The organism is Streptomyces sp. NPDC059851 (assembly GCF_042732005.1).
Lineage (GTDB): Bacteria > Actinomycetota > Actinomycetes > Streptomycetales > Streptomycetaceae > Streptomyces.
In genome coordinates, this window is the sequence record NZ_JBHWJJ010000137.1 from 1 (window position 1) to 22,915 (window position 22,915).

21 protein-coding genes are annotated in these 22,915 nt (G+C 74.4%); 12 read left to right on the forward strand and 9 right to left on the reverse strand.

The window, feature by feature from the left end:
* From ACFV7Q_RS31945 to ACFV7Q_RS31960, 4 genes are all read right to left on the reverse strand, one after another.
* Positions 1–324 (reverse strand): 1-acyl-sn-glycerol-3-phosphate acyltransferase (locus ACFV7Q_RS31945; protein ID WP_385433822.1); only part of this gene is annotated, 324 nt, incomplete at its 3' end.
* Between the two features lie 224 nt (positions 325–548).
* Positions 549–1,133: an NUDIX domain-containing protein gene (locus ACFV7Q_RS31950; protein WP_385433824.1), complete on the reverse strand. Its 585-nt coding sequence runs from the start codon at positions 1,131–1,133 to the stop codon at positions 549–551.
* A 199-nt stretch (positions 1,134–1,332) separates the two neighbouring features.
* Positions 1,333–1,650 (reverse strand): hypothetical protein, encoded by a 318-nt coding sequence (locus ACFV7Q_RS31955; RefSeq protein ID WP_385433826.1) that lies wholly within the window; start codon positions 1,648–1,650, stop codon positions 1,333–1,335.
* 35 nt (positions 1,651–1,685) lie between these two features.
* Positions 1,686–2,519: a protein kinase gene (locus ACFV7Q_RS31960; protein ID WP_385433828.1), complete on the reverse strand. Its 834-nt coding sequence runs from the start codon at positions 2,517–2,519 to the stop codon at positions 1,686–1,688.
* 213 nt (positions 2,520–2,732) lie between these two features.
* Between ACFV7Q_RS31960 and ACFV7Q_RS31965 the strand changes: the two genes are divergently transcribed.
* The 4 genes from ACFV7Q_RS31965 (at position 2,733) to ACFV7Q_RS31980 (ending at position 7,525) form a co-directional block, all read left to right on the forward strand.
* On the forward strand, positions 2,733–3,422 hold the full coding sequence (locus ACFV7Q_RS31965; RefSeq protein WP_385433830.1) for an alpha/beta hydrolase: 690 nt from the start codon (positions 2,733–2,735) through the stop codon (positions 3,420–3,422).
* A 195-nt stretch (positions 3,423–3,617) separates the two neighbouring features.
* Positions 3,618–4,253, forward strand: coding sequence for a hypothetical protein (locus ACFV7Q_RS31970; protein WP_385433832.1), 636 nt, complete (start codon positions 3,618–3,620; stop codon positions 4,251–4,253).
* Positions 4,254–4,304: 51 nt separating this feature from the next.
* Complete coding sequence (locus ACFV7Q_RS31975) at positions 4,305–5,024, forward strand: CatB-related O-acetyltransferase (RefSeq protein ID WP_385433834.1); 720 nt, start codon at positions 4,305–4,307, stop codon at positions 5,022–5,024.
* 185 nt (positions 5,025–5,209) lie between these two features.
* The gene (locus tag ACFV7Q_RS31980) at positions 5,210–7,525 is read left to right on the forward strand and encodes an immune inhibitor A domain-containing protein (protein ID WP_385433836.1); all 2,316 of its coding nucleotides are present in this window, start codon (positions 5,210–5,212) and stop codon (positions 7,523–7,525) included.
* A 79-nt stretch (positions 7,526–7,604) separates the two neighbouring features.
* On the opposite strand, the gene ACFV7Q_RS31985 is transcribed toward ACFV7Q_RS31980, so the two are convergent.
* The 3 genes from ACFV7Q_RS31985 to ACFV7Q_RS31995 all read right to left on the reverse strand — a co-directional run bounded on the left by ACFV7Q_RS31985 (position 7,605) and on the right by ACFV7Q_RS31995 (position 10,047).
* Positions 7,605–8,210, reverse strand: coding sequence for a hypothetical protein (locus ACFV7Q_RS31985; RefSeq protein WP_385433838.1), 606 nt, complete (start codon positions 8,208–8,210; stop codon positions 7,605–7,607).
* Positions 8,207–8,767: a hypothetical protein gene (locus ACFV7Q_RS31990; RefSeq protein ID WP_385433840.1), complete on the reverse strand. Its 561-nt coding sequence runs from the start codon at positions 8,765–8,767 to the stop codon at positions 8,207–8,209. Before ACFV7Q_RS31990 ends, ACFV7Q_RS31985 begins: the two co-directional genes overlap by 4 nt.
* A 314-nt stretch (positions 8,768–9,081) precedes the next feature.
* Complete coding sequence (locus ACFV7Q_RS31995; RefSeq protein WP_385433842.1) at positions 9,082–10,047, reverse strand: TIGR03557 family F420-dependent LLM class oxidoreductase; 966 nt, start codon at positions 10,045–10,047, stop codon at positions 9,082–9,084.
* Positions 10,048–10,143: 96 nt separating this feature from the next.
* On the opposite strand from ACFV7Q_RS31995, the gene ACFV7Q_RS32000 reads away from it, so the two are divergent.
* The 5 genes from ACFV7Q_RS32000 (at position 10,144) to ACFV7Q_RS32020 (ending at position 15,229) form a co-directional block, all read left to right on the forward strand.
* Positions 10,144–11,352, forward strand: coding sequence for a PP2C family protein-serine/threonine phosphatase (locus tag ACFV7Q_RS32000; protein WP_385433844.1), 1,209 nt, complete (start codon positions 10,144–10,146; stop codon positions 11,350–11,352).
* Positions 11,353–11,498: 146 nt separating this feature from the next.
* Positions 11,499–12,056, forward strand: coding sequence for a hypothetical protein (locus ACFV7Q_RS32005; protein WP_385433846.1), 558 nt, complete (start codon positions 11,499–11,501; stop codon positions 12,054–12,056).
* 5 nt (positions 12,057–12,061) lie between these two features.
* Positions 12,062–13,102, forward strand: coding sequence for an NAD-dependent epimerase/dehydratase family protein (locus ACFV7Q_RS32010; protein ID WP_385433848.1), 1,041 nt, complete (start codon positions 12,062–12,064; stop codon positions 13,100–13,102).
* Between the two features lie 6 nt (positions 13,103–13,108).
* Positions 13,109–13,807: an HAD family hydrolase gene (locus ACFV7Q_RS32015; RefSeq protein WP_385433850.1), complete on the forward strand. Its 699-nt coding sequence runs from the start codon at positions 13,109–13,111 to the stop codon at positions 13,805–13,807.
* 129 nt (positions 13,808–13,936) lie between these two features.
* Positions 13,937–15,229, forward strand: coding sequence for a cytochrome P450 (locus ACFV7Q_RS32020; protein WP_385433852.1), 1,293 nt, complete (start codon positions 13,937–13,939; stop codon positions 15,227–15,229).
* A 55-nt stretch (positions 15,230–15,284) separates the two neighbouring features.
* Here the strand turns inward: ACFV7Q_RS32020 and ACFV7Q_RS32025 are convergent, their stop codons facing one another.
* Positions 15,285–15,518 (reverse strand): hypothetical protein, encoded by a 234-nt coding sequence (locus ACFV7Q_RS32025; RefSeq protein ID WP_385433854.1) that lies wholly within the window; start codon positions 15,516–15,518, stop codon positions 15,285–15,287.
* 143 nt (positions 15,519–15,661) lie between these two features.
* Here ACFV7Q_RS32025 and ACFV7Q_RS32030 point away from each other — a divergent pair, with 143 nt between their 5' ends.
* Together ACFV7Q_RS32030 and ACFV7Q_RS32035 are read left to right on the forward strand one after the other, a co-directional pair.
* Positions 15,662–18,589, forward strand: a complete 2,928-nt coding sequence (locus ACFV7Q_RS32030) for a HAMP domain-containing protein (RefSeq protein WP_385433856.1) — start codon at positions 15,662–15,664, stop codon at positions 18,587–18,589.
* A 12-nt stretch (positions 18,590–18,601) separates the two neighbouring features.
* Positions 18,602–20,935: a PP2C family protein-serine/threonine phosphatase gene (locus tag ACFV7Q_RS32035; protein WP_385433858.1), complete on the forward strand. Its 2,334-nt coding sequence runs from the start codon at positions 18,602–18,604 to the stop codon at positions 20,933–20,935.
* A gap of 34 nt (positions 20,936–20,969) precedes the next feature.
* Here ACFV7Q_RS32035 and ACFV7Q_RS32040 read toward each other — a convergent pair whose 3' ends face one another.
* On the reverse strand, positions 20,970–21,422 hold the full coding sequence (locus tag ACFV7Q_RS32040) for an STAS domain-containing protein (protein ID WP_385433860.1): 453 nt from the start codon (positions 21,420–21,422) through the stop codon (positions 20,970–20,972).
* A gap of 432 nt (positions 21,423–21,854) precedes the next feature.
* Here ACFV7Q_RS32040 and ACFV7Q_RS32045 point away from each other — a divergent pair, with 432 nt between their 5' ends.
* Positions 21,855–22,688, forward strand: coding sequence for a dienelactone hydrolase family protein (locus tag ACFV7Q_RS32045; protein WP_385433862.1), 834 nt, complete (start codon positions 21,855–21,857; stop codon positions 22,686–22,688).
* The last annotated feature ends 227 nt before the right edge of the window (positions 22,689–22,915 follow it).

Here is a 22,915-nt window from a genome sequence, read left to right on the forward strand (position 1 = left end):
CATGAGGACCAGCCGGCCCTCCCGCAGGGCGCCCTCGGCCAGGTCGAGGGCGTCCGCGGCCCGCCGGGACCGGCGGTGGACGGGGATGTGGCCCTCGCGGGCGAGGGAGCGCCCGAGGAGGGGCACGCGCCAGAGCCCGGCGGTGGCCATGACGACGGGCTCCACGCCGAGGCGGCGCAGAGCGGCGAGGACGATGGCGGGGTCGGCGAGCGAGGTGTGGTTGGCGGCGAGCACGCTGCCCGGTGCGAGGACGGCGTCGCCGTCCGCGGTCACGCGGAGGCGCCCGAAGGCGGGCACGACGACGTCGGCGAGGCGGCTGAGCATGTGGATCTCCCGTTCCGAGCAGTGGTGTTCACCATCGTCGGCGCCGGCCCGGCGGCCGGCCTGAGCGGTCCTACTCAGATCCGGGCGGGCACCCTACCCAGGCGACGCACCGGTGCGGCACGCGGTCACACCCACGCGCGAGCCCGTGCCTCGTCCCGGCCCGCGTCCCGACCCGCGTCGGTGGCCGGTCCGCGGTGGCCGGTCCGCGGTGGCCGGTCCGCGGGTCAGATCCAGGTGTGGTTCCGGTCCGTGACGGGGGGCAGCGCGGCGTCGGGCACGGCCGCGCGCGGGTCGGGGAGGGCCGCGAGGGCACGGCCGACCGGCGGGAAGAGGGGCAGCGAGGCCGTGTCCCGGTAGTCGATCCACTCGACGACGCCGATGTCGTGGGTGCCGTCGGGGCGCTCGTCCGCCTCGTACCCGGCGAGGCCGGCCCGAACCGCCGGGGAGATGTGGAAGCGGTGGAGCAGGTGGAGCTTGCGCGGCGGCGGCGTGGGGCCGGGACGGGTCACCCGCTGGTCGACGACCCACATCAGGTCACCGCCCTCGGCCAGGCCCGCGTCCAGGGCGAGTTCCTCCGCGAGTTCCCGGTGCAGGGCCGCGGTGAAGTCCTCCCCGTCCTCGACGTTGCCGCCGGGCACGGTGTACAGGGCGGAGGACGGGCGGTCCCTGCGGATGAGGGCCACTTCGTCACCGCAGAAGACGAGGGCTCCCGTACGGACCTTGATGCGGGCGAACGGGACGCAGCGCTGCGTGCCCCCGGCGGGATGCGCGGGGCCCGCGGGCTGCGCGTGGTGTGCGGGATCTGCCATGACGTCAGTATCAGGGGCCCGTGCCCGTGCCCGGACGCGGTCGCGCGCGGTGGCGCGAACGAACCCCCTGCTCCGCCGACTGGAGCAGGGGGTTCGGACGCTACTTCGCCGGTTCGTGGACGTACGGATGCACCCGTGCGGGCCGCGGAGCCACGGACCGCGTCGGGCCGGGGAGCCGGACCGGGTCGGGCCGCGCCGCTCAACCGCTGTCTTCGCGGGCGAGGGCCAGCGCGAGGTCCTGGAGGATCTGCTCCGTGGCCACGTCCGGGCCGGCGCTGTCATGGGCGTCGGCGAGCGCGTCGAAGGCCAGGATGAACCCGTTCACCAATGCGCTCAGCGGCGCCGACACCTGCTCGATCACCGCCTGGCCGACCTCCTGCGCCGTCGCGTCGGCCGGAACGGCGAACTGGGTCGGCACGACCTCTGCCAGCAGGTCGGAGACGAACGCCGTATCGGCTCCCGAACGCAGGGCGGTGAGCGCGGCGATGGCCTTCAGCTTGATCTCGTTCTCCGTCACCAGGCGAGCTTAGGACGCGGGCGGCCGGGTGGCCGCTAACCCGAGACCTTCCACAGGGTGAGGTTGCCGGTGAACGCCGGCGGGTCGGTCCGGGTGCGGGGTGCGTACGCGGGCGCCGACGCGGGAGGGGCGGCGGGCGCGGCGGCCTGCTCGGCCAGGTGCTGCCTCAGCTCCGCCTCCCGGGCGGCGACCGCACCCACCCACGGCTCCGGGAGCCAGCCGGCGAGGTCCCTGACCGGGCCGCCGCCGACGAGTTCTTCGCAGATCCGGGCGAGTTCGGCGGGGGCGGGGCGGGCGGCGGGGTCGGCGGCGGGCGCCGCCTCCAGTACGGGCCGCAGCTCGGCGTCGTACCCGGACAGGTCCGGGGGCCGCACCGCGGTGTTGGCGATCCGGGTGGCGACGGTCAGCGCGCCGCCGTCCCCGTACGGGTGGCGGCCGTCGGCGGCCACGGCGGCGATGAGGCCGAGGGAGAACACGTCGGAGGCGGGGGTGAGCTCCTCGCCCGTGCCCTGCTCCGGGGACACGAACTGCGGGGTGCCGACGGACCCGCCGCTCCGGGTGAGCCGGGTGGCCTCGGCCGCGCGGGCGATGCCGAAGTCGACACCCAGGGCCCGTCGGCGGCCAGCATGGTGTTGCCGGGCTTCAGGTCGCGGTGGACGATGCCGGCGGTGTGCACGGACTCCAGCGCCCGGGCCGTGCACACCACCAGGCGGAGGGCGGCCTCCCGGGGCAGCGGGCCGTGGGCCGCGAGCGCCTCGTCCAGCGGGAGGCCGGGCGTAGGTGCTGGCCAGCCAGGGCTGTTCGCCGTCGGTGTCGTGGTCGACCACGGGTACCAGGTGGTATCCGCGTACCTGGCGGGCGGCCTGCACCTCGTGCCGGAAGCGGGTGCCGAAGCAACTCCCTTGCTCACACGGCCGACGACCGGCCGGACGACAAGATCGGCACCTTATCGCGGGACGGGGCGGGCCCGGTCGCCGAGCGGCGGTGGGGTCCCGGAGGGGGTAACCCGGCGTGCGGAGTCCGCGCGGCCGGGGTCTGCTGGACGGGACAGGTGTCCCGGATCATCCGAGAGGGCCGACCCGATGGCCGCACAGCCCGCAATCGTCATGGTCCACGGCTTCTGGGGCGGCGCCGCCCATTGGGCCCGGGTCATCACCGAGCTCCACCGCCGCGGCTACGACTCGCTGCACGCGGTGGAGATCCCGTTCGCCTCCCTGGCGGACGACGCCGAGCGCACGCGCAAGATGGTGCGTCACGTGGACGGGCCGGTGGTGTTGGCCGGCCATTCGTACGGGGGCGCGGTGATCACGGAGGCGGGTGACCTGCCGAACGTGACCGGGCTGGTCTACATCGCCGCGTTCGCCCCGGACGCGGGCGAGAGCCCGGGCGGGCTCAGCGAGGAGATGCCCCCGGCGGCCTTCGGCAACATCGCCCCGGACTCCGACGGCTACCTGTGGATCGCGCAGGACAAGTTCCACGAGAGTTTCGCCCAGGACCTGCCGCCGGACGAGGCGTTGGTGATGGCGGTGACGCAGAAGGCGCCGCCGGCCTCGACGTTCGCCGACAGGGTCACCGCGCCGGCCTGGCGCGTGAAGCCGTCCTGGTACCAGGTCTCCCTCAACGACAACATGATCCACCCCGACAGCCAGCGGCGCATGGCCCGCCGCATGAACCCGCAGAAGACCGTCGAGCTGGACGCGGGCCACGCCTCCTTGGCCTCCCAGCCCCGCGCGGTGGCCGACCTCATCGCGGACGCCGTGCGCGCGGCCTGATCCTCCCCCGGCGCTCCGGCGGCGCGTCGTGCGTCGAGTGCGCGCACTTCACCACGGACCCCCCGGGGACGGACGGGTGACCGACGGGCCGGTGTGCGGAATGCACGGTTAACTGCTGACGAACGTCACCCCGCTGCGGCCGGTGTGTCGGTGATGCTGGGGTCGACGGAGCCGGAACGGGGGAGGGTGAGCCGGGTGGATGCGGTGGAGGGGGTCGTCCGCGGGAGTGTGACGGTGCGGCCGGGGAAGATGCGGGTCCTGCGGATCTGGGGCGGCTCGCTGGTGCCCGCGGCGGGGGCACGGTCCCGTGGAGCGGTGGTTCCGCATTCGGCGGGTTTGCGGCAGACGTTGCTGGGCCTGGTCGTGATGGAGCTGGTCGTGGCGTTCGCGGTGTCGTCGATGCTGCCGCCCGCCGTGCGGGTCGCGCACGCCGTGCTCGAAGCCGTGCTGGTCCTCGCGGGGCTGGGAGCCGCCGCGGCCCTGATCCGGTCCCCGCACGAGGTTCGGGAGGAGCAGGTGGTGCTGCGGACCGGGTTCTTCGGCGAGGTGTCCGTACCCCGCTCCGCGGTCCGTTCGGCGGGCCCGGCCCTGCGGACCGTTCCGGGGCGCGGCCCGCGTTCCGTCCCCGGGGATCCGACCGCGGTGGCCTGCTCCGCCGAGCCGGCGGTCGACGTGGTCCTGCACCTGCGGCCGCCGGTCCGCCTGGACCTCGGGCCGGCGGGCGGTGTGGTGACGGCCTCCACGCTGTACACCTCGGCGGTGGCCGCCGCGGCGTTCCGGGCGGCGCTCGGCCCCGCGGACGGCCCGGCGGACGGCCCGGCCGGCTGCTGACCGCCGGCCGGGCGGCCGGTTCAGCGGCTCCGGGGCGGGCGGGATGGGAGCATGGGCGGTCGTCCTGGCGTTCCGCACACCGTCTGGAGTGGTGCCGACGTGGTTCCCCGAGTGCCCGACCCCTCAGTCCTGCACCCCGTGCCCGGGCAGCCGCGCGTGGTGCTGCTGGGGCCGCTGGTGAAGTCCCCGCTGATCGAGGTGGGCGCGTACTCGTACTACGACGACCCTGACGGGGCGACCGACTTCGAGACCCGGAACGTGCTGTACCACTACGGTCCGGAGAGGCTCGTCATCGGGAGGTTCTGCGCGCTGGGCACCGGCGTGCGGTTCATCATGAACGGCGCGAACCACCGCATGGACGGCCCCTCGACCTTCCCGTTCCCCATCATGGGCGGCGCCTGGGCAGAGCACTTCGACCTGATCACCGGCCTCCCGGGTCGCGGGGACACCGTCGTGGGCCACGACGTGTGGTTCGGGCACGGGGTCACGGTCATGCCGGGGGTCCGGATCGGCCACGGCGCGATCGTCGCCGCCGGCTCCGTGGTCGTCGACGACGTCCCCGACTACGGCATCGTCGGCGGGAATCCGGCGCGGTTGATCCGCCGCCGGTACGGCGATCCGGACGTCGCCCGGTTGTTGGCCGTGGCCTGGTGGGACTGGCCCGCCGACCACCTGACCCGGCACGTGCGCACCGTCATGTCCGGCAGCATCGAGGACCTGGAGGCCGCCGCTCCGGGCGCCTCGGACGAGCGCCGGCAGCACGGGACCTGACACCCCGCTCCCCCGTCCCGCGGCCCGGCACGCCCGCGGGCCGGGCACCCCTCGCTGCCCGGCCCTCGTCGGCAGGTGGGCCGCCACACCCCCTACCCATCACCTGTGACATGTGAAATATTACCTGCGCTTCCTTCAGCCTTCCCCCTCAGTGAAAGGCCGTCACGTTGCGCAGACTCGCCGTGGTGGGAGCCGCGATATCGCTCGCGCTCCTCGCCACCCCCGCGCTCGCCGCCACCGCGCCCCCGCCTCCCGCCCCCTCGCCGGCCCCGTCTTCGTCCGGGCCGGTGGCGCAGCACGCCCCCGCTCCCCCGCCCGCGCCCCTCGAACTCCAGCGGCAGGCCCTGCGCCGGCAGGCGCTGGAAGGCGTCGCCGCCGGCGGCTCCGCCGGGCTGCGCGCGGAAGCCGACGGAACGCTCCCCCGCCGGGCGCAGGTCGGCAAGCGGTACGTCGAACTCGCCCAGGAACGCAAGGACAAGGTCTTCGTCATCCTCGCCGAGTTCGGCGATCAGGTGGACACCACCACCGAGTTCGAGGGCAAGCCCCGCTTCGGCGGCACCCCCGGCCCCCGCCACAACGCCATTCCCAGGCCCGCCCCGGACGACAACCACACCCTGTGGCGCAAGGACTTCGACCAGGCCTTCTACGAGCGGCAGTTCTTCTCCACGGAGCCCGAGTCCGCGTCCCTGCGGGCCTACTACCGGCTCCAGTCATCCGGCCGGTACGACATGGACGGATACGTGTCCGACTGGGTCAGGCTCCCCTGGAACGAAGCCCGTTACGGCACCGACAACTGCTCCGAGCCCGGCCAGTGCCGCACCAACTGGGACATGGTCCGTGACGCCACCGCCGCCTGGCACGACGCCGAGCGCGCCAAGGGCCGTACGCCCGAACAGATCAAGGCGCAGCTCGCCGAGTACGACGTGTGGGACCGGTACGACGCCGACCACGACGGGAACTTCGACGAGCCGGACGGCTACCTCGACCACCTGGTCGTGGTGCACGCCGGCAAGGACCAGACCTGGGGCGGAGGGACCCAGGGCAAGGACGCCGTCTGGGCGCACCGCTGGTTCGCGTACTGGAACCAGGCCGGCAGCGCCGGCCCCGAGGGCAACAAGGCCGGCGGCACGCCCGTCGGCGACTCCGGCATCTGGGCCGGCGACTACCTGACCGCGGGAGAGAACAGCGGGGCGGGGCTCTTCGCCCACGAATTCGGCCACGACCTGGGGCTGCCGGACCTGTACAGCTCGGACGGGGACAACAGCGTCAACTTCTGGTCCCTGATGTCCTCCGGCTCGTACCTGGCCAAGGGCCGCAACACCACGGGGGCGTTCCCGGGTGACCTCGACCCGTGGAGCAAACTGCAGTTGGGCTGGCTGGAGTACACGGAAGCCGACGCGGGTCGCAGGACGCGCGCCGTACTGGGCGTGTCGGGCTACAACACCGAGGACCCGCAGGCGCTCCTGGTGCACCTGCCGCCGTCGGAGAAGCGGACCGAGCTGACCGACCCGTACGAGGGCGGCAGCCAGTGGTGGAGCGGCACCGGGGACTTCATGGACAACACCCTCTCGCGAACGGTCGACCTCACCGGCTCGGCCGGGCCCGCCCGACTGGACGCGCGGGTCTGGTACGACATCGAGCAGGACTTCGACTTCCTGACGGTGGAGGCCTCCACGGACGGCGGCGCCACCTGGACCGTCCTGCCCGGCACGGTGAACGGGGCCGCGATCCCGGCGAAGGGCGTGTCCGGGACCTCGGACGGCTGGGCGGAGATCGCCGTGCCGCTGGACCGGTTCGCGGGGACCGGCATCCAGCTGCGGCTGCGCGTGACGTCCGACAGCAACACCCACGGCAGGGGCGTCACCTTCGACGACATCCGCATCACGGCGGACGACGGCGCCCGCGAGCTGCTGCGCGACGGGGCGGAGCAGGGCGCGAACGGTTGGAGCGCGGTCAAGTGGTCGCGCACGGAAGGCCGTACGGGCAGCGAGCGGCACCCGCGCGCCTACCTGGTGGAGAACCGCCGCTACACCGGCTACGGCAAGCAGTTGCGGACCGGCCCGTACAACTTCGGCTTCACCGGCGACCAGGTGGAGTTCTACCCGTACCAGCAGGGCGTCCTGATCTGGCTGTGGGACACCGCCTACGGCGACAACACCACCAAGGCCCATCCGGGGGCCGGAATGCTGCTGCCCGTCGACGCCCGCCCCGAACCGCTGCGCCACGGGGACGGCTCGCTGCTGAACGCCCGCGCGCAGACCTTCGACGCGCCGTTCTCGCTGCGGGCGAGCGACCGGATCGTCCTGCACAAGGCGGGCACCCCGACGGTGGTCCCGTCGCGGCCGGGCGTGTCCGTCTTCGACGACCGCCGGGGCTCGTACTGGAACGCCGACCTGCCGCAGGTCGGGGTGAAGGTGCCGGACACGGGGACGCGGATCGCGGTGGTCAAGGAGGCCTCGGGCGGTGCGTTGACGACGGTCCAGGTCAGCCCGTCTCCCTGAGTCGGGGTGGCGGGAACGGGCCGTCCGCCCCGGAGAGGGGGGCGGACGGCCCGTTCGCGTCGGCGTGCAGCGTCCGCGGTCAGGTGCTCAGCAGGCGGTTGAAGAAGGAGCGGTAGCGCTGGAGGGCGAGGCGGAGGTCCTCGGTGGCGACCTCACCGCCGCTGCTCCACTGCTGCTCCAGGTCCTCCTTGTGGGAGGCGAACGTGCCGGCCAGGTGCTGCATGACGGCCGCGACCAGGCCGTCCGCGGCACGGACGGACTCCTTCGGGTCGTCGACGAAGCCCGCCTGGATGCGGCTCCACTGGTCGCGGAAGTCCGCGGCCTCGGACTCCGGCATCAGGGGCGTCTCGTCCGCCTCCGCCGTCCCGGCTCCGGTCGTGTCCGCGGCTTCCGCCGTGTCCGCTTCCACTTCCGCCGCGTCCGCTTCCGTGCGGTCCGTTCCCTCCGGTCGCGCGGCCGCGGCCGTCAGCCCGCTCGTGTCCGCCGCGTCCGGCCCGCCGTCCTCTTCCCGGAGGTCCCGCGGGGCACGGCTCTCGGTCTCGTCGTCCACGCCGGTGGCGTCGCCCGGGTAGACCGGCCTCCCCTCGGTGGTTTCCGCCGTCTCGGGATCGGCGTCCATGTGCGGACGGGCCAGTTCTTCGGTGGTCAGTCCTTCACCGGGTGGGGTCGTCTCGTCGTGCTTCATTTCTCCTCCGTCCGGCTGCCCGCGCCCGAGGGTGCCGCCAGGAGTTCGTCGAACAGGGCGCGGTAGTGCACCATCGCCCCGCGCAGCTCCTCGGTGGTGGCCTGCCCGCCGCTGCGGGCCTGGACGTCATGGGCGTCGCGATAGTGCTTGAGGGTGCGGCTGTGCTCGACGGACAGGTCCTGGAGCTGCTGCTCGTAGCCCTCCGTGGGATAACCGCGCTCGCGCATGAGGCGGGTGACCAGGGAATCGGCTTCCGAGACCGCGCTCTCCGGCCGGTCCACGAAGCGTTCCTGCACGCGGCTCCAGTCCGCGGCGTACTGCTGCCTCACCGCCGCCGGCAGCTCCCGTATCTCCAGGGCGTCGTGTCGCCGCTCGCGGCTGCGCAGTTCGCGTTCGGCCGACAGCCGCCCGCCCGCTTCCTCGACGGTGCGCTCGTACTCGGGGCCGAACCGCTGCTTGAGGTGGCGTCGTCTCGACACCGCCCACAGGCCGACACCGATCAGGATGAGCACGATGACGGTCGGGACGATGATGGCGACGAGGGTTTCTGCTGACATCTCGGCCTCCAGGGCCATCCGTTGGAGCTGACCCGCGCCTGCCCCGGGCTCCTGCACTCAAACGCCGCGCGCGTGCGGCGGGGCCCGCTGCGGAAGCGGGCCGCGGTGACTGCCCGGGCGTGCGTGACAGGCCTCGTCGCCGGCCTCGTCCGGGTACCCCCTCGTCGACGTGCTCGTCGACCTGTCCGGGGGTGCCGTCGGTGGCCTGCACCTCGAAGCCGGTGAGGTCCGTGCCCGGTAGTCGGGCGACGGCCGGGCGGTGGGCCCACACGTCCTGCGTCACGGCCATCCGCTCCTCCTCCTCGATCGCGGTGTCACAGCTCCCTCAGGGCCGGGAGGAGGTCCGTCCGGGCCCAGTCGATGAAGGACTGCTGGTGCGCGCCGCCGATCTGGACGAGGGCCACCTCGTCGAACCCGGCGTCCACGTACGGCCGGACCGCCGCGGTGAACGCTTCCACGTCCGCCCCGCAGGGAATGGCCTTCGCCAGGTCCTCGGGGCTCACCGCCTCCGCCACCTGCGTGAAGCCGGCGGGCCCGCGGAGTTCGGCGTTGACCCGCCAGCCCGTCTGCGACCAGCGGAACTGGTCGTGGGCGCGGGCCACCGCGGCATCGCGGTCGGGGTCGTGGCAGACGGGCACCTGGCCGACGCGCGGCTTGCCCGCGCCACCGTGCCGGTCGAAGGCGTCCAGCAGCTCCCGCTTCGGTTCGATGGCTATCACGAGGTCCGCGAGGCGTCCGGCGACGGCACAGGAGCGCGGGCCGGACACGGCGATCCCGATCGGCGGGGGCGGATCGGGGAGGTCCCACAGGCGGGCGTCGTCCACGTGGAAGTGGGGGCCGTCGTGGTCGACGGTCTCGCCGGCCAGCAGCCTGCGTATGACGGCCGCGGCCTCCTCCAGCCGTTCGATCCTGACCCGGGGCGCGGGCCAGCCCGCGCCGACGACGTGCTCGTTGAGGTTCTCGCCCGATCCCAGACCGAGGCGGAACCGCCCCTGTGACAGCAGCTGCACCGTCGCCGCCTTCTGGGCGACGACGGCCGGGTGGTAGCGGTAGGTCGGGCAGGTCACGTACGTCATCAGCGGGATGCGTTCGGTGGCCTGCGCGGCGGCACCGAGGACGCTCCACGCATAGGGGGCGTGCCCCTGCTCGTCGAGCCACGGAAAGTAGTGGTCGGAGATGACGGAGAAGTCGAACCCGGCCTCCTCCGCGGCCACCACGTGTCCGACGAGGGCGCGCGGCCCGGCTTGTTCGGTCATCATCGTGTACCCGATCCGCACCATGCGCCGCGTCTGACCCCTCCGGCCGCGTCCAAACCCGGACGGGCCGCCCCGGCCCGGCGAGGGGACACCTCCGTGCACCCGGGCTACCGTCTAGGGGTGGAAGGTGGGCAGGTCGATGTGGCAGGGGCGCTGGCGCGGGCGCTGCGCCGCAGCCATGACATCGGCCCCGGCGAGGTCGCCGGTCTGATCGTCGAAACGGGCCGGGAGCTGGGCCTGGCCGTGGTCGACGTCCTGCTCGCCGACGTCCAGCAGCGACGCCTGGTGTCGCTGACCGGCCGGGCGGACCTGGACATCGACGCCTCACTCGCCGGCCTCGCCTACCGGACCCAGCAGGCGCAGCGCGAGTCGGGCGGCGGCCGCGGCTCCTGGATCCCCATGGCCGACGGGATCGAGCGGCTCGGCGTGCTGTACGCCGCCCCGGACCGTGCCGCGGACCCGGCCGGGGCCGCCGAGCGGGGCGAGGTCCTGGCCACTCTCGGCGCCCTCCTGGTGATCTCCAAGAGCACGCACGACGACGGGCTGGTCACCGTCGTCCGGAGCCGTCCGATGAGCCACCAGGCCGAACTCGTGTGGGCCTTCCTCCCGCCGCGGACCATCGGCAGCGGGCGGGTCACCTCCAGCGCGGTCCTCGAACCGGCCTACGACGTCGGCGGGGACGCCTTCGACCACAGCTTCGACGGCGACGTCCTGCAAATGGCGGTCCTGGACGCGATGGGCCACGACCTGGCGTCCGGCGGGGCCAGCTCCATCGCACTGGCGGCGTTCCGGGCCGCCCGACGCGACGGCACCCACGTCTCAGGCGGCTCCGGCGTAGCGGCCCTCGCCGAGGTGGCCCTGCGCATCGAGGAGGCGTTGCTCCGCTGGATCCCGAACCGGCTGCTGACCGGCGTCCTGGCCCGGCTCGACACCGTGACGGGGCAACTGACCTGGGTGAACTGCGGCCACCCTCCACCCCTGCTGATCCGCGACGGCCACGTCGTGCCCCGCGCGCTGGAGCGGACGGCGCAGCTCCCGCTCGGCCTGGGTGCGTACGCGGAGGGGCGCGAGCCCCGCGGACACACGGTACGGCTGCAGCCGGGCGACCGCGTGCTCGTCCACACCGACGGCGTCACCGAGGCCCGCTCCCCCGACGGCGAGACGTTCGGGGAGCAGCGGCTCGCGGACTTCGTCGTACGGTCCATGGCGGCGGGCCAGGACGCTCCGGAAGCGTTGCGTCGGCTCGTGCTCAGCCTGCTCGACCACCAGGCGCACGAACTGCGCGACGACGCGACCATCCTCCTCACGGAGTGGCACCCGCCCCACTGACCGCTCGTCCTCCGCCGACGGGCAGCGGGCGCCCGGCGGCGGACCGGCGGTGTTTTCGGGGGCCGGGCGGGGGCAGGCGCCCGGGCGGACGGTCCGGCGGCCGCCGCTGCGGCCGTGCCGGACACCGCGCGGAGAGGAGACCCGCCATGAAGGAACGCTCCGACCTCCACGAGGGCCGGCTGCTCGCCATCTACCTCAACGACCACCTCACCGGAGCCGATGCCGGGGTCGCACTGAGCCGGCGGATGGCCCGGCACCACCGGGACGGCGAGCTCGGGCCGCAGCTGGAGCGGCTGGCCCGTCAAGTCGCCGAGGACCGGGACAGCCTGCGCGAGGTCATGACCGCCCTGGACATCCCCGCGATGCACGCGCGCTCCGCGCTCGGCCGGATCGGCGAGATGGCCGGCCGCCTCAAGCTCAACGGGCGCCTCGTGACCCGCTCCCCGCTCAGCGACGTCCTGGAGCTGGAGGCGATGCGGCTCGGGGTGGAGGGGAAGGCCGCCGCCTGGCGCTCCCTCCAGTCGCTCGCCTCCACCGACGCGCGGCTCGACCGCGGCAGCATCGACCGTCTGCTGGAGCGCGCGCAGCGGCAGTCGGGCCTGCTGGAGAGCCTGCGGACGGCCGCGTCCGACCGGGTCTTCGCCCCTTCCGTCCGGCGGACACGCGTCCGGGCGGAGTCCGCACCGCGTGCGAAGGCAGCGTGAGGGCCATGAAGGTCGTGGTGACGGGCGCCACCGGCAACGCGGGCACCAGTGTCGTCCGGGCGCTGGCCGCCGACCCGGCGGTCACCGAGGTGATCGGCCTCGCGCGCAGGATCCCCCGCTACGAGGTGCCGGGCGTCCAGTGGGTCGCCGGGAACGTGGTGCCCGGCGGGACGGACCTCGCCGGGCTGTTCGCGCGCGACGGGGCGGACGGCGTCGCGGTCGTGCACCTGGCGTGGAAGTTCCAGCCGACGCACGACCCCGTGGAGACCTGGCGCACGAACGTCCTGGGCAGCGTCCGCGTCTTCGAGGCGTGTGCGCGGGCACGGGTCGACGTCCTCGTGCACGCCTCGTCCGTGGGCGCGTACTCCCCCGGCCCGGCGGACGGTAGCCGTGTGGACGAGACCTGGCCGACGCACGGCTGGCCGGGCGCCGCGTACACGCGGGAAAAGGCGTACCTGGAGCGGTACCTCGACGGCTTCGAGCCCGCCCACCAGACGATGCGGGTGGTGCGGATGCGGCCCGCGTTCCTGTTCAAGGAGACGTCGGCGTCGGAGCAGCGGCGGATCTTCGCCGGACCGCTGCTGCCGTGGAAGCTGATCCGGCCCGGTCTGGTGCCGGTGGTGCCCGCCGTCGGCGGCCTGCGGTTCCAGGCCCTGCACACCGACGACGCCGCGGAGGCCTATCGGGCGGCGGTGCTGCGTCCCGTGCGCGGGCCCTTCAACCTGGCCGCGGAGCCGGTGCTGGACACCGCGTCGGTGGCCCGGCTGCTGCACGCCCGGACGCTCCCGCTGCCCGCGGGCGCGGCCCGTGCCGCGCTGGCCGCGGCCTGGCGGATGCACCTGGTGCCTGCCGCGCCGGGGCTCCTGGACGCGGTGCTGCGGCTTCCGATGCTGTACGCGGACCGGGCCCGGCAGGAGCTGGACTGGACACCCAGCCGGACGGCCACGGAGGCGATGGGCGCCTTCCTGGAAGGCCTGCAGAGCGGTGCCGGGCTCGACACCCCGCCGCTGGCCGGGGCGGGCGCGTCCGGGCTCCGCCGGGAGTGACGGGCCATGACCGCGCGCGCCGCGCTGTTCGACATCGACGGAACCCTCACGGACACCAACCACCTGCACGTGACCTGCTGGTGGGAGGCGCTCCGCCAGTCGGGGCACCGGGTGTCGATGCACGCCGTGCACCGTGCCGTGGGCCTGCCCGGCAAGGACCTGACGGCGCACCTGCTCGGCCCGGCCCCCGCCGACGGGGACGGGGAGGCGGAGGGGGACGAGGAGTACGAGCGGATCGGTACCGCGCACGACGTGCTGTACGCCACCTGGTTCGACCGGCTGACCGCCCTGGACGGCGCCGCCGGCCTGCTGCGGCGGCTCGCCGCGGACGGCTGGCGGGTGGTGCTGGTCACCTCGGCCTCCGGCGCCGAGCTGGGCGCCCTTCGCCGGGCCATCGACGCCGACGACGCGATCACCGCGTGGACCAGCGCGGACGACGTGGAGCACGGCAAGCCGCACCCCGAGCCGGTCCGGGAGGGCCTGGAACTGGCGGGCGCGGAGCCCGGCCGGGCCGTTTTCGTCGGGGACACGGTGTGGGACATGCGCGCCGGCACGCGGGCCGGCGTGTCCTGCGTGGGCCTGCTGTGCGGGGGCATCCCTCGGGCCGACCTGCTGGAGGCGGGCGCCCGTGCCGTGTACGACGGCCCGTGGGACCTCCTGGCCGGGCTGGACACCAGCCCGTTCGCCCGAACGGCCCCGGGCTGAGCGACGGTGCCGAAGGGGCTGCCGGTCGGGCCGAGCCGCAGGCAGCAGCCGGCGGCGGGGTGCCCTTCGGGTCGGGGGCGGCGGCCGTACGCGCTGCCGTCTCGCGGGCGGACGCGCATCATGGGCCTCATGAGAGTCCCCGTTCACGGGCGGGGTGACAGCACCCTCCCCTTGCTGCTCCACGGATACGCCTGGTTGCCCAACCGGCTCCGCGAGACGGCGGGTGCCCCGGTACGGACCCACCTGCTGGGCCACCCGGCCATCGCCCTGCACGGGCCGCAGGCGGTGTCGTTCTTCTACGACGAGCAGAACGTCCAGCGGTCCGGGGCGGTGCCCGAGCCGGTCCTGGACACCCTGTTCGGCAGGGGCGCCGTGCACACCCTCGACGGTGCGGCGCACCGCGTGCGCAAGGCCCTGTTCCTGGCCCTGCTCAAGGACCCGGACGGGGTCTCCCTCCTCACCGAGGCGGCGGTCCGGGAGTGGCGGGAAGCCGTCGAGGGCGACCGGGGCGGGGCCGTGGTGGTCTTCGACACCACCGCGGAGGCGCTCTCGCGTGCCGTGTGCGCGTGGGTGGGGCTGGCGCCGACCGCCGAGCAGGCCCGGCTGATGGCGCACGACTGCGTGGCCATGGTCGACGGGTTCGCCGGCCCCGGCCTGCGGCACCTGCGCGCCCGGCACTCCCGCAGTCGCCAGGAGGCGGCCCTCGCGGCCCTGATCACGGCGGTACGGGAAGGCCGACAGGCCGTCCGTGCCGACTCGGCCCTCGCCGCGGTCGCCGGCCACCGCGATGTCGACGGCCTGCCGCCGGACGAACGGACCTGCGCGGTCGAACTCCTCAACATCATCCGGCCGACCATCGCGATCAGCTGGTTCATCACGTTCGCCGCGCACGCCCTGCACCGGCACCCGGACCTCGCCGAGGAGCTGCGCACGGCGTCCGGCCGGCAGCTGCGGGACCTGAGCACTGCCTTCGCCCACGAGGTACGCCGCTTCTACCCCTTCGTCCCGTTCGTCGGCGGGGTCGCGGCCCGGGACCTGGTCTGGCAGGGCATCCGCATGCAGAAGGGCACCATGATCCTGCTCGACGTCTACGGCCACCACCACGACCCGGCGCTGTGGGACAACCCGTACCACTTCACGCCCGCCCGCTTCACCGCCCACCCCGACGCCGTGGACCGGCTCATCGCCCACGGCGGCGGGGATCCCGCACAGGGGCACCGCTGCCCCGGCGAGGACATCACCCTCAGCGTCCTGTCCGCGTTCGTCGGCGAGCTGGCCCAGCTCGACCACCAGGTCCCCGACCAGGACTTGACCATCCCGCTGTCCCGGATCCCCACCCGCCCGCACAGCGGCTTCGTCCTCCACCTCGCCCCCGCCCCGGCGGACGCCTCCGTGGGCCCGGCCTCCCGGCCCGCCCCCTGAGCCCGCCGCCCCCGGCCACGCGCGCCGGCGGAAGCCGTGGGCGCCCGCCGGCCCGTCAGTCGTCCGCCCGCTCCGCCCGCCGTGCACCGGACGGGGCTCCGTCCCGGCGGGCCGGACGGGCGTCGGCCCCGTCATCCGGCCGGCTGTTGGCCTCGGCGTACCGGGTGGGGTCGGCCGGCGGCTGCGGTGAGCCCGTCCCGGTGCGGGAGGCGACGCCGGGAGGGCGACCGTGCTCGTCGACCTGGGCGCCCTCGTCCGGGAGCGGGGCGGCGTCGCGCGTGCGGTCCATGAGGGGGCCTCCCTTCGGGGGCGGGCCCTGCCCCTACCCGGTGCGGACGCACGTGACACCGCCCGGACCGGCGGGGCGGGGGGTGGGCGGATGGAGGAGACCGGTTGCCGCGGCGCGTGCAACAGTGGAATCGACGGCACGGCATGGGTGTACACATGGACGAGACCGACCGGACACTCGAACAACTGCTCGCGGGGCTGACCGCCGTACGCGACGGCAACCTCGACACGCGCCTGCCCGAGGACGTGGGCGGCCTGCCCGGCAAGATCGCGGTCGTCTACAACGGGATGGTGGCGCAGCTCTCCCTCGTGACGACCGAGGTCACCCGGGTGGCGGAGGAGGTCGGCCGCCAGGGGCTGCTCGGCGGCCAGGCCCGGGTGCCGCCCGTCGGCGGTGTGTGGCGGGAGCTCACCGCCGGCGTGAACAGCATGGCCGACAACCTGACCTCGCAGGTCCGCAACATCTCCCAGGTGGCCACGGCCGTCGCCCGCGGCGACCTGACTCAGAAGATCAGGGTCGACGCCCGCGGGGAGATCCTGGAACTGATGGAGACCATCAACACGATGGTCGAACGGCTCTCCTCGTTCGCCGAAGAGGTCACGCGGGTCGCGCGCGAGGTGGGCACGGAGGGCAAGCTGGGCGGCCAGGCCACCGTGCACGGCGTGTCGGGCACCTGGAAGGACCTCACCGACAACGTCAACTCGATGGCGGACAACCTGACCAACCAGGTCCGCAACATCGCCCAGGTCACCACGGCCGTCGCCCGCGGCGACCTCACCCGCAAGATCGACGTGGACGCCCGCGGGGAGATCCTGGCCCTGAAGACGACCATCAACACCATGGTCGACCAGCTCGGCTCGTTCGCCGCCGAGGTCACCCGCGTGGCCCGGGAGGTGGGCAGTGAGGGCCGGCTCGGCGGGCAGGCCGAGGTCGCGGACGTCTCCGGCACCTGGAGGCGGCTCACCGAGAACGTCAACGAGCTCGCGGGCAACCTGACCCGCCAGGTCCGTGCGATCGCCGAGGTCACCAGCGCCGTGGCCCGCGGCGACCTGACCAGGACGGTCGCCGTCGAAGCCCCCGGCGAGGTCGGTGAGCTGAAGGACAACATCAACGCGATGGTCGAGTCGCTGCGCGCCACCACCCGGGCCAACGAGGAGAAGGACTGGCTGAAGACGAGCCTCGCCCGGGTCTCCGGCGGCATCCAGGGGCGGCGCAGCCTGCCCACGGTGGCCGAGCTGGTCATGCGCGAGGTGCCACCGCTGGTGCGCGCCCAGTACGGCTGCTTCTTCCTCGCCCAGGAGGGCACCGACGGGCCCGAACTCGTCGCCATCGCCTCGTACGGGCTGCCGGACGACCCGGCGGACGGCGTGCGGCGGGTGCGCGTCGGCCAGTCCCTGGTGGGCCAGGCAGCCGCGGACGGCCGCACCCTCGTCGTGGAGGACCTGCCCGCCGGGTACGCGCGGATCGCCAGCGGTACCGGCGCAGCGGACCCGTCCACGCTGATCGTGCTGCCCATCGTGGTCGAGGGGCAGGTCCTCGGCGCGCTGGAACTGGCCGCCGTCAGCCCGTTCGCGCCCCTGCACCGCGACTTCCTGGAGCAGTTCACGGAGCTCCTCGGGGCCAACGTGGGCGCCCTCGTCGCCAACGCCCGCACCGACGAGCTGCTGGGGCGGTCCCAGCAGCTGACCGCCGAGCTCAGCGCCCGCTCCCAGGAGTTGCAGGCCCGCCAGCGCGAACTGCAGGACAGCAACGCGGAACTGAAGGAGAAGGCGGCCCTGCTGGCCGACCGGAACCGGGACATCGAGCGGAAGAACCTGCAGATCGAGCAGGCCCGTCAAGAACTGGAAGAACGGGCCCGGCAGCTGGCCCAGGCCTCCCTGTACAAGTCGGAGTTCCTCGCCAACATGAGCCACGAGCTGCGCACCCCGCTCAACAGCCTGCTCATCCTGGCCCAGCTGCTCGCCCAGAACGGCGAGGGCAACCTGACCGACAAGCAGGTGGACTACGCGACCGTCATCCACTCCGCCGGCTCCGACCTGCTGCAGCTCATCAACGACATCCTGGACCTGTCGAAGGTCGAGGCGGGTCGTATGGACGTGCACCGCGAGCCGGTCTCGATCCAGCGGGTCCTGGACTACGCCGACGCCACCTTCCGGCCCGTCGCCGACGAACGGAACCTGGAGTTCAGCGTCAGCGCGGCACCCCGGGCCGGGGCCGGGCTGGTCACCGACGAGAGCCGGCTGCGCCAGGTCCTGCGCAACCTGCTCGCGAACGCCCTGAAGTTCACCGAGGAGGGCAGCGTCTCGCTCCGCGTCGAGCCGGCCGCCGGGGCCGAGGTCCCCGCCGAACTCGGCGGCGCCGGCCCCGTGCTGGCGTTCCGCGTCGCCGACACCGGCATCGGTATCCCCACCGACCGGTTGGAGTCCGTCTTCGGGGCCTTCCAGCAGGGCCACAGCGGAACCGCCCGCGCGTACGGCGGTACCGGGCTCGGGCTCTCCATCAGCCGGGAGGTCGCCCGCCTCCTCGGTGGGACCATCACCGTCGAGAGCCGGGTCGGCGAGGGCAGCCGCTTCACCCTCTACCTGCCGGAACGCGCCGGCCGGGCGGAGAAGCCGGGGAGCGGAGCCGCCCGGACCGACGGAGCGGCACGCACGGCCCCGGCCGACAGCGGGTCCCGGCCGCAGGACCTGGCGGACCGGACGGTCCTCGTCGTCGACGACGACAGCCGCAACGTCTACGCCCTCACCGAGACCCTCAAGTCCGCCGGACTCCAGGTGCTCACGGCCGACAACGGTACGGACGGCATCCGGCTGCTCGCCGACCACCCCGAAGTGGACCTCGTGATCATGGATCTGATGATGGCCGGCCTCGACGGGTACGCCGCCACCCGGGCCATCCGCGGCATGGCCGGCCACGCGCACGTGCCCGTCGTCGTGGTCACGGCCAAGGCCATGCCCGACGACAGGTCGGAGGCCATGGCCGCCGGCGCCTCCGACTACCTCACCAAACCGGTGGATCCGGACCTGCTGCTCACCACCGTGCGCACCTGGCTGGGCACGGCCGGGTCCTGATCTGGAGCGGGGATGGACGTAACCGAGAGCGGACTGGCCGCGGCCGTCGCGGAGCTCACGGCCGAGCTCGCCGCCCTGCGCGCCGACCGGGCCCGACGCCGGCTCCTGGACCTGGCCTCGGGAGTGCTGGCCGCGCAGCTCGGGCTGCCCCCGGCCGAAGCGGGCGACCACCTGCTGCATCTGGCCTCGTCCTCCGGGCTGAGCGCCGTCGACCTGGCGGCGGACATCGTCAACGCGGCCTCAGGTACGCCGCAGGCCGAATCGGCCGGGGAAGCAGCGGCCGCCGGTGTCGGCACCGACGCAAGTGCCCCCGGTGCCGCGGCTTCCCCCGGTCCTCCGATCGCGCAGGCGCGGCGGGTCCGGCGCGGCATCGCCGCCGCGCTCACCTCCGACACCGCCTCCGAGGCCGCTGCGGGCCTGATGGAGGACGGCTTGCACCGCCTGGGCGTCGAGGCGTTCTACCTGTGGCGGCGCACCCCGACCGACTGCCTGGAACTCTGGGGCCAGGCCGGGGCCGACCCCCAGGAAGCCTCGCACTGGCGCTGGGTCCCGCCCGAGACCGACGGCCCGCTGCACCGGGCCCTGGCGGGCGGCCGGGCCCTGTGGCTCCCCGAGGGGCCGGGCGGGGCGGGCAGGCTCCCCGGCCCGCGGGCCGATGCGGCACGGGCGGTCGTGCCCTTGGAGCACGGGGGCCGGACGGTGGGACTGGCGCTCGCCGTCTGGCCGGCCCCGGCCGACCTCGACGCGGGGGTACGGGCGTCCGTGGAGGCCCTGTGCTGGTCGGCCGGGCTCTTCCTGGACGGGGCCGGTGACGGGCCGGACGTGACGCCGCCGCAGCTCGCGGCCGTACTGGCACAGCTCGACCAGCCCGCGATCGTGGTCCGGCTCGCCGACGCCGACGACCGCTCCCCCACGGGGGTCGGAGCCCCTCACACCGTCGACCACCTCAACCCGGCGGCCCTGCGCGAGCGGGAGCTGCCGCCCGGCGCGGTCGGGCGGCCCGTCGCCCAGTTGTATCCCGCCGTGTACGAGGAGCTGGTCGGGCTGGTCGCCCGGGCCTGCGCCGCCGGCTCGCCGCAGCACGCAGCCGCCCTGCCCGCGTCCCCGCAGGGTGTGACCGACCCGTCGACGGCGGCCGGGCAGACCATGGCCGACGTCCGGGTCCTGCCGCTGGGCGGAGGGCGCGCGGTCATGCTGTGGCGCACCGGTGCACGGCTCGGCCCTCCGATCGCGCGCGCCCTGGAGCGGCTGGAGCGGCTGGCCGCGTTCGAGGACAACGCCACCGGAGGCTCCCGGTGGAGCGCGTCCGCGTACTCGATCTTCGGGATCGACCCGGACGAGCCGCCCGTGCCGCTGCGGGACCTCGGCACCCGGCTGCACCCGGACGACACGGGCCGTCTGGACGGGCTGCTGGCCTCGCTCGCCGACCGGCACACCGGCGGCCAGGCCCTGGTACGGGTGTACCGTCCGGACGGCGGGGTGCGGCACATCAGGATCTCCGCCGAACCCGTCCTCGCCGGACCGGCCCTGGTCGGCGTCACCGGTGTCTACCAGGACGTCTCCGCCCAGCACCACACCGAGCTCGCGCTCAGCGCCACCTTCGACCGGCTCTCCGCGGCCCAGGCCGACGCCCTCGTCCGCAACCAGGTGGTGCTCCGGCTCCAGCAGACCATCGTCCCGGAGACCTCCGCCCCGCAGGCCGCGCCGGGCCTGGAGGTCGCGGCCCGCTACCGGCCCGCCGCCGTGGAGTACCGGGTCGGCGGCGACTGGTACGACGTGTTCCGGCTGCCCGACGGGAGGGTGCTGGTCACCGTCGGGGACATCGCCGGGCACGGCATCGGCGCGGCCACCTCCATGGTCACGCTGCGCGGGGCGCTGCACGGCCTGGCGTTCACCGGAGGCTCCCCGGGGACGCTGATGCGCTGGTTGAACGACGTCGCCTCGGGTACGCCGAACCAGCCGACCGCGACGGCCGTGTGCGCCCTGTTCGACCCCTCGGACCGGTCGTTGTCCTGGGCGAGCGCCGGGCACCCGCCGCTGCTGTTGGTCCGCAGCGGGAAGGCCCGGTTCCTGGAGGGCCCGCAGAACGTACTGCTGGGGGCACTGCCGGGAGCGGTGTACGAGGAGACCACCACCGGGCTGCGGGCCGGTGACACCCTGATGATGTACACGGACGGGCTCGTCGAACGGCGACACACGGGGCTGGACGAGAGCCTGGCCGTCCTGCGGGCGGCGGCGGAGCGGCTGGGCGCGGGGGGCGTCGAGGAGCAGGCGGACCGGCTGCTGGCATCGGTGAGCGGGGACACGGACGACGACACCTGCCTGGTGGTCGTGCACGTGTCCTGACCGGTGACCGGTGGGGCGGGCGGGGCCCGTCCGCTCACGGTTTTCGCGGTGGGGGCCCGGCGGGGGTGCCGGAGCTGCCGCCGTCGTCGCTCCCACCGGAGGACACGGCCTCGGAGAGGTCCCGGTGGATGGTGAAGACCCCGTCCGCGCCGGTGAGGCGGAGCATCCGCGCCACCTGCCGGCCGAGCGAGGCCAGCTCCACGCTGCCTCCGGCCTCCTCGGCCGCGAGCCGGGCCCGCAGCAGCATGTTCAAGCCGGTGGAGTCGCAGAAGGCGAGCCCTGCGCAGTCGATGATCAGCCGTACCGGGCCGCCGGCCGCGAGCGCGGCGTCCAGGGCCGCGCGCAGCGGCTCCGCCGTGTCGTGGTCGAGTTCTCCGAACAGCAGGAGGACGACGGCGCTGTCCATCCGCCGGACCTCGACCGCGAACTGCTCACCGGAGCCGTCGCCGTGCGCTCGCTCCCGGCTTCCGGCAGCTGTCGACGCCATGGCAAACCTCCTGCGGAACTACGTCCCCCGACGCCCGGTCCATCCGGCCCCTACCCGGTCCGTCCCGCCGCATGCCTCGGAATACCGCAGGCGTGCCTTCCCGTGCAGTGCCGGCCCGCTGCGTCGCGTCCCCCGCACGCCGACCGGAGGCGCCGGGGCGTCCGTGACGTCGAGCAGCCGTCGGTGGCGCCGGGGGTCGTCGTGGACGGGGCGACGCCGGTGCGGTGCCCGGGGGTGCCGGCCACGGCGAGCCTGCCGCGCGGGGTCAACGGGCGGGGCCGCGCCCGCTGGCCGCCCGGGCCGAAGCCCCCGGCGGGACCGGCCCCAACTCCCCGCGGATCCGGGGTCGCTGGCGGTGCCGTCGGCGGCCGGAGCGTGGATACTGCCGGAGGCACGCAACCCCCACAGCACGCCTTCCCCTGAGAGGTCCCCATGACCGCAGCCGCGCCCGTATCCACCCTGGACGGATGGCGCCGGGAGCAGTTCTCCTGGCGTGGCACCACGCACGACTGCTTCGAGCGGGGCGAGGGGCCCGGCGTCATCCTGATGCCGGAGCTGCCCGGGATCACCCCGGAGGTGCTCGGCCTCGCGCAGCACCTGGTCGACAGCGGTTTCACGGTCGTGATGCCGTCGCTGTTCGGCACGCCGGGCACGCCGTCCGTGTCGGCCGGGTCGTTCGTGGCCGTCGCACGTGCCTGCGTCTCCCGGGAGTTCCTCGCCTTCGCCACCAACGCCCGTCGCCCCGTGACCGACTGGCTGCGGGCGTTGGCCCGCAGCCTCGACGCACGGACCCCGGGGAAGGGGGTCGGGGTCATCGGGCTGTGCTTCACGGGCGGGTTCGCACTCGCCGTGGCCGTGGACGACGCGGTGCTCGCCGCGGTGATGGGCCAGCCCTCGCTGCCGCTCCCGGTGACCGCGGCGCACCGCGCGGACGCGGGGCTGTCGGAGGAGGAGCTGGGGGTCGTCACCCGACGCGTGCGGGACGACGGGCTGTGCGTCCTGGGCATGCGGTTCACCGCGGACCCGCTGGTCCCCGGGCAGCGCTTCGAGACCCTGCGCCGCCGGCTCGGCGACGCCTTCGAATACATCGAGCTGGACTCCGGGCCCGGCAACACCGGCGGCTTCGGCAAGCGCGCCCACTCGGTGCTGACCCGCGAGGTCCGGGAGGGGCCCGGGCATCCCGCCCTGGCCGTCCGCGAGCGAACGGTGGCGTTCCTGCGGCGCCGGCTGGTCCCCGCGCCGACGGCCGAGCCGGAAGCCGTCTGAACGCAAAGCCGTCCGAGGAGGGGAGCCGTCCGGGCGGAGGCCGCCGCCGGGGTGCGGTGGTCGCACCCGCGCGGCGGGTTTCCCGGTCAGCCGTTGCGGTGGCCGCGGTCCCGATCGCGGTCGCGGCCCAGGCCTAGGTGTATTGCCCAGTGAGGTTGGGGACGCGGCTGGCGGGTGGTTTGCCTGCGAGCGCGGTGTGTCCGCGGTGGTGATTGTAGGAGTGCAGC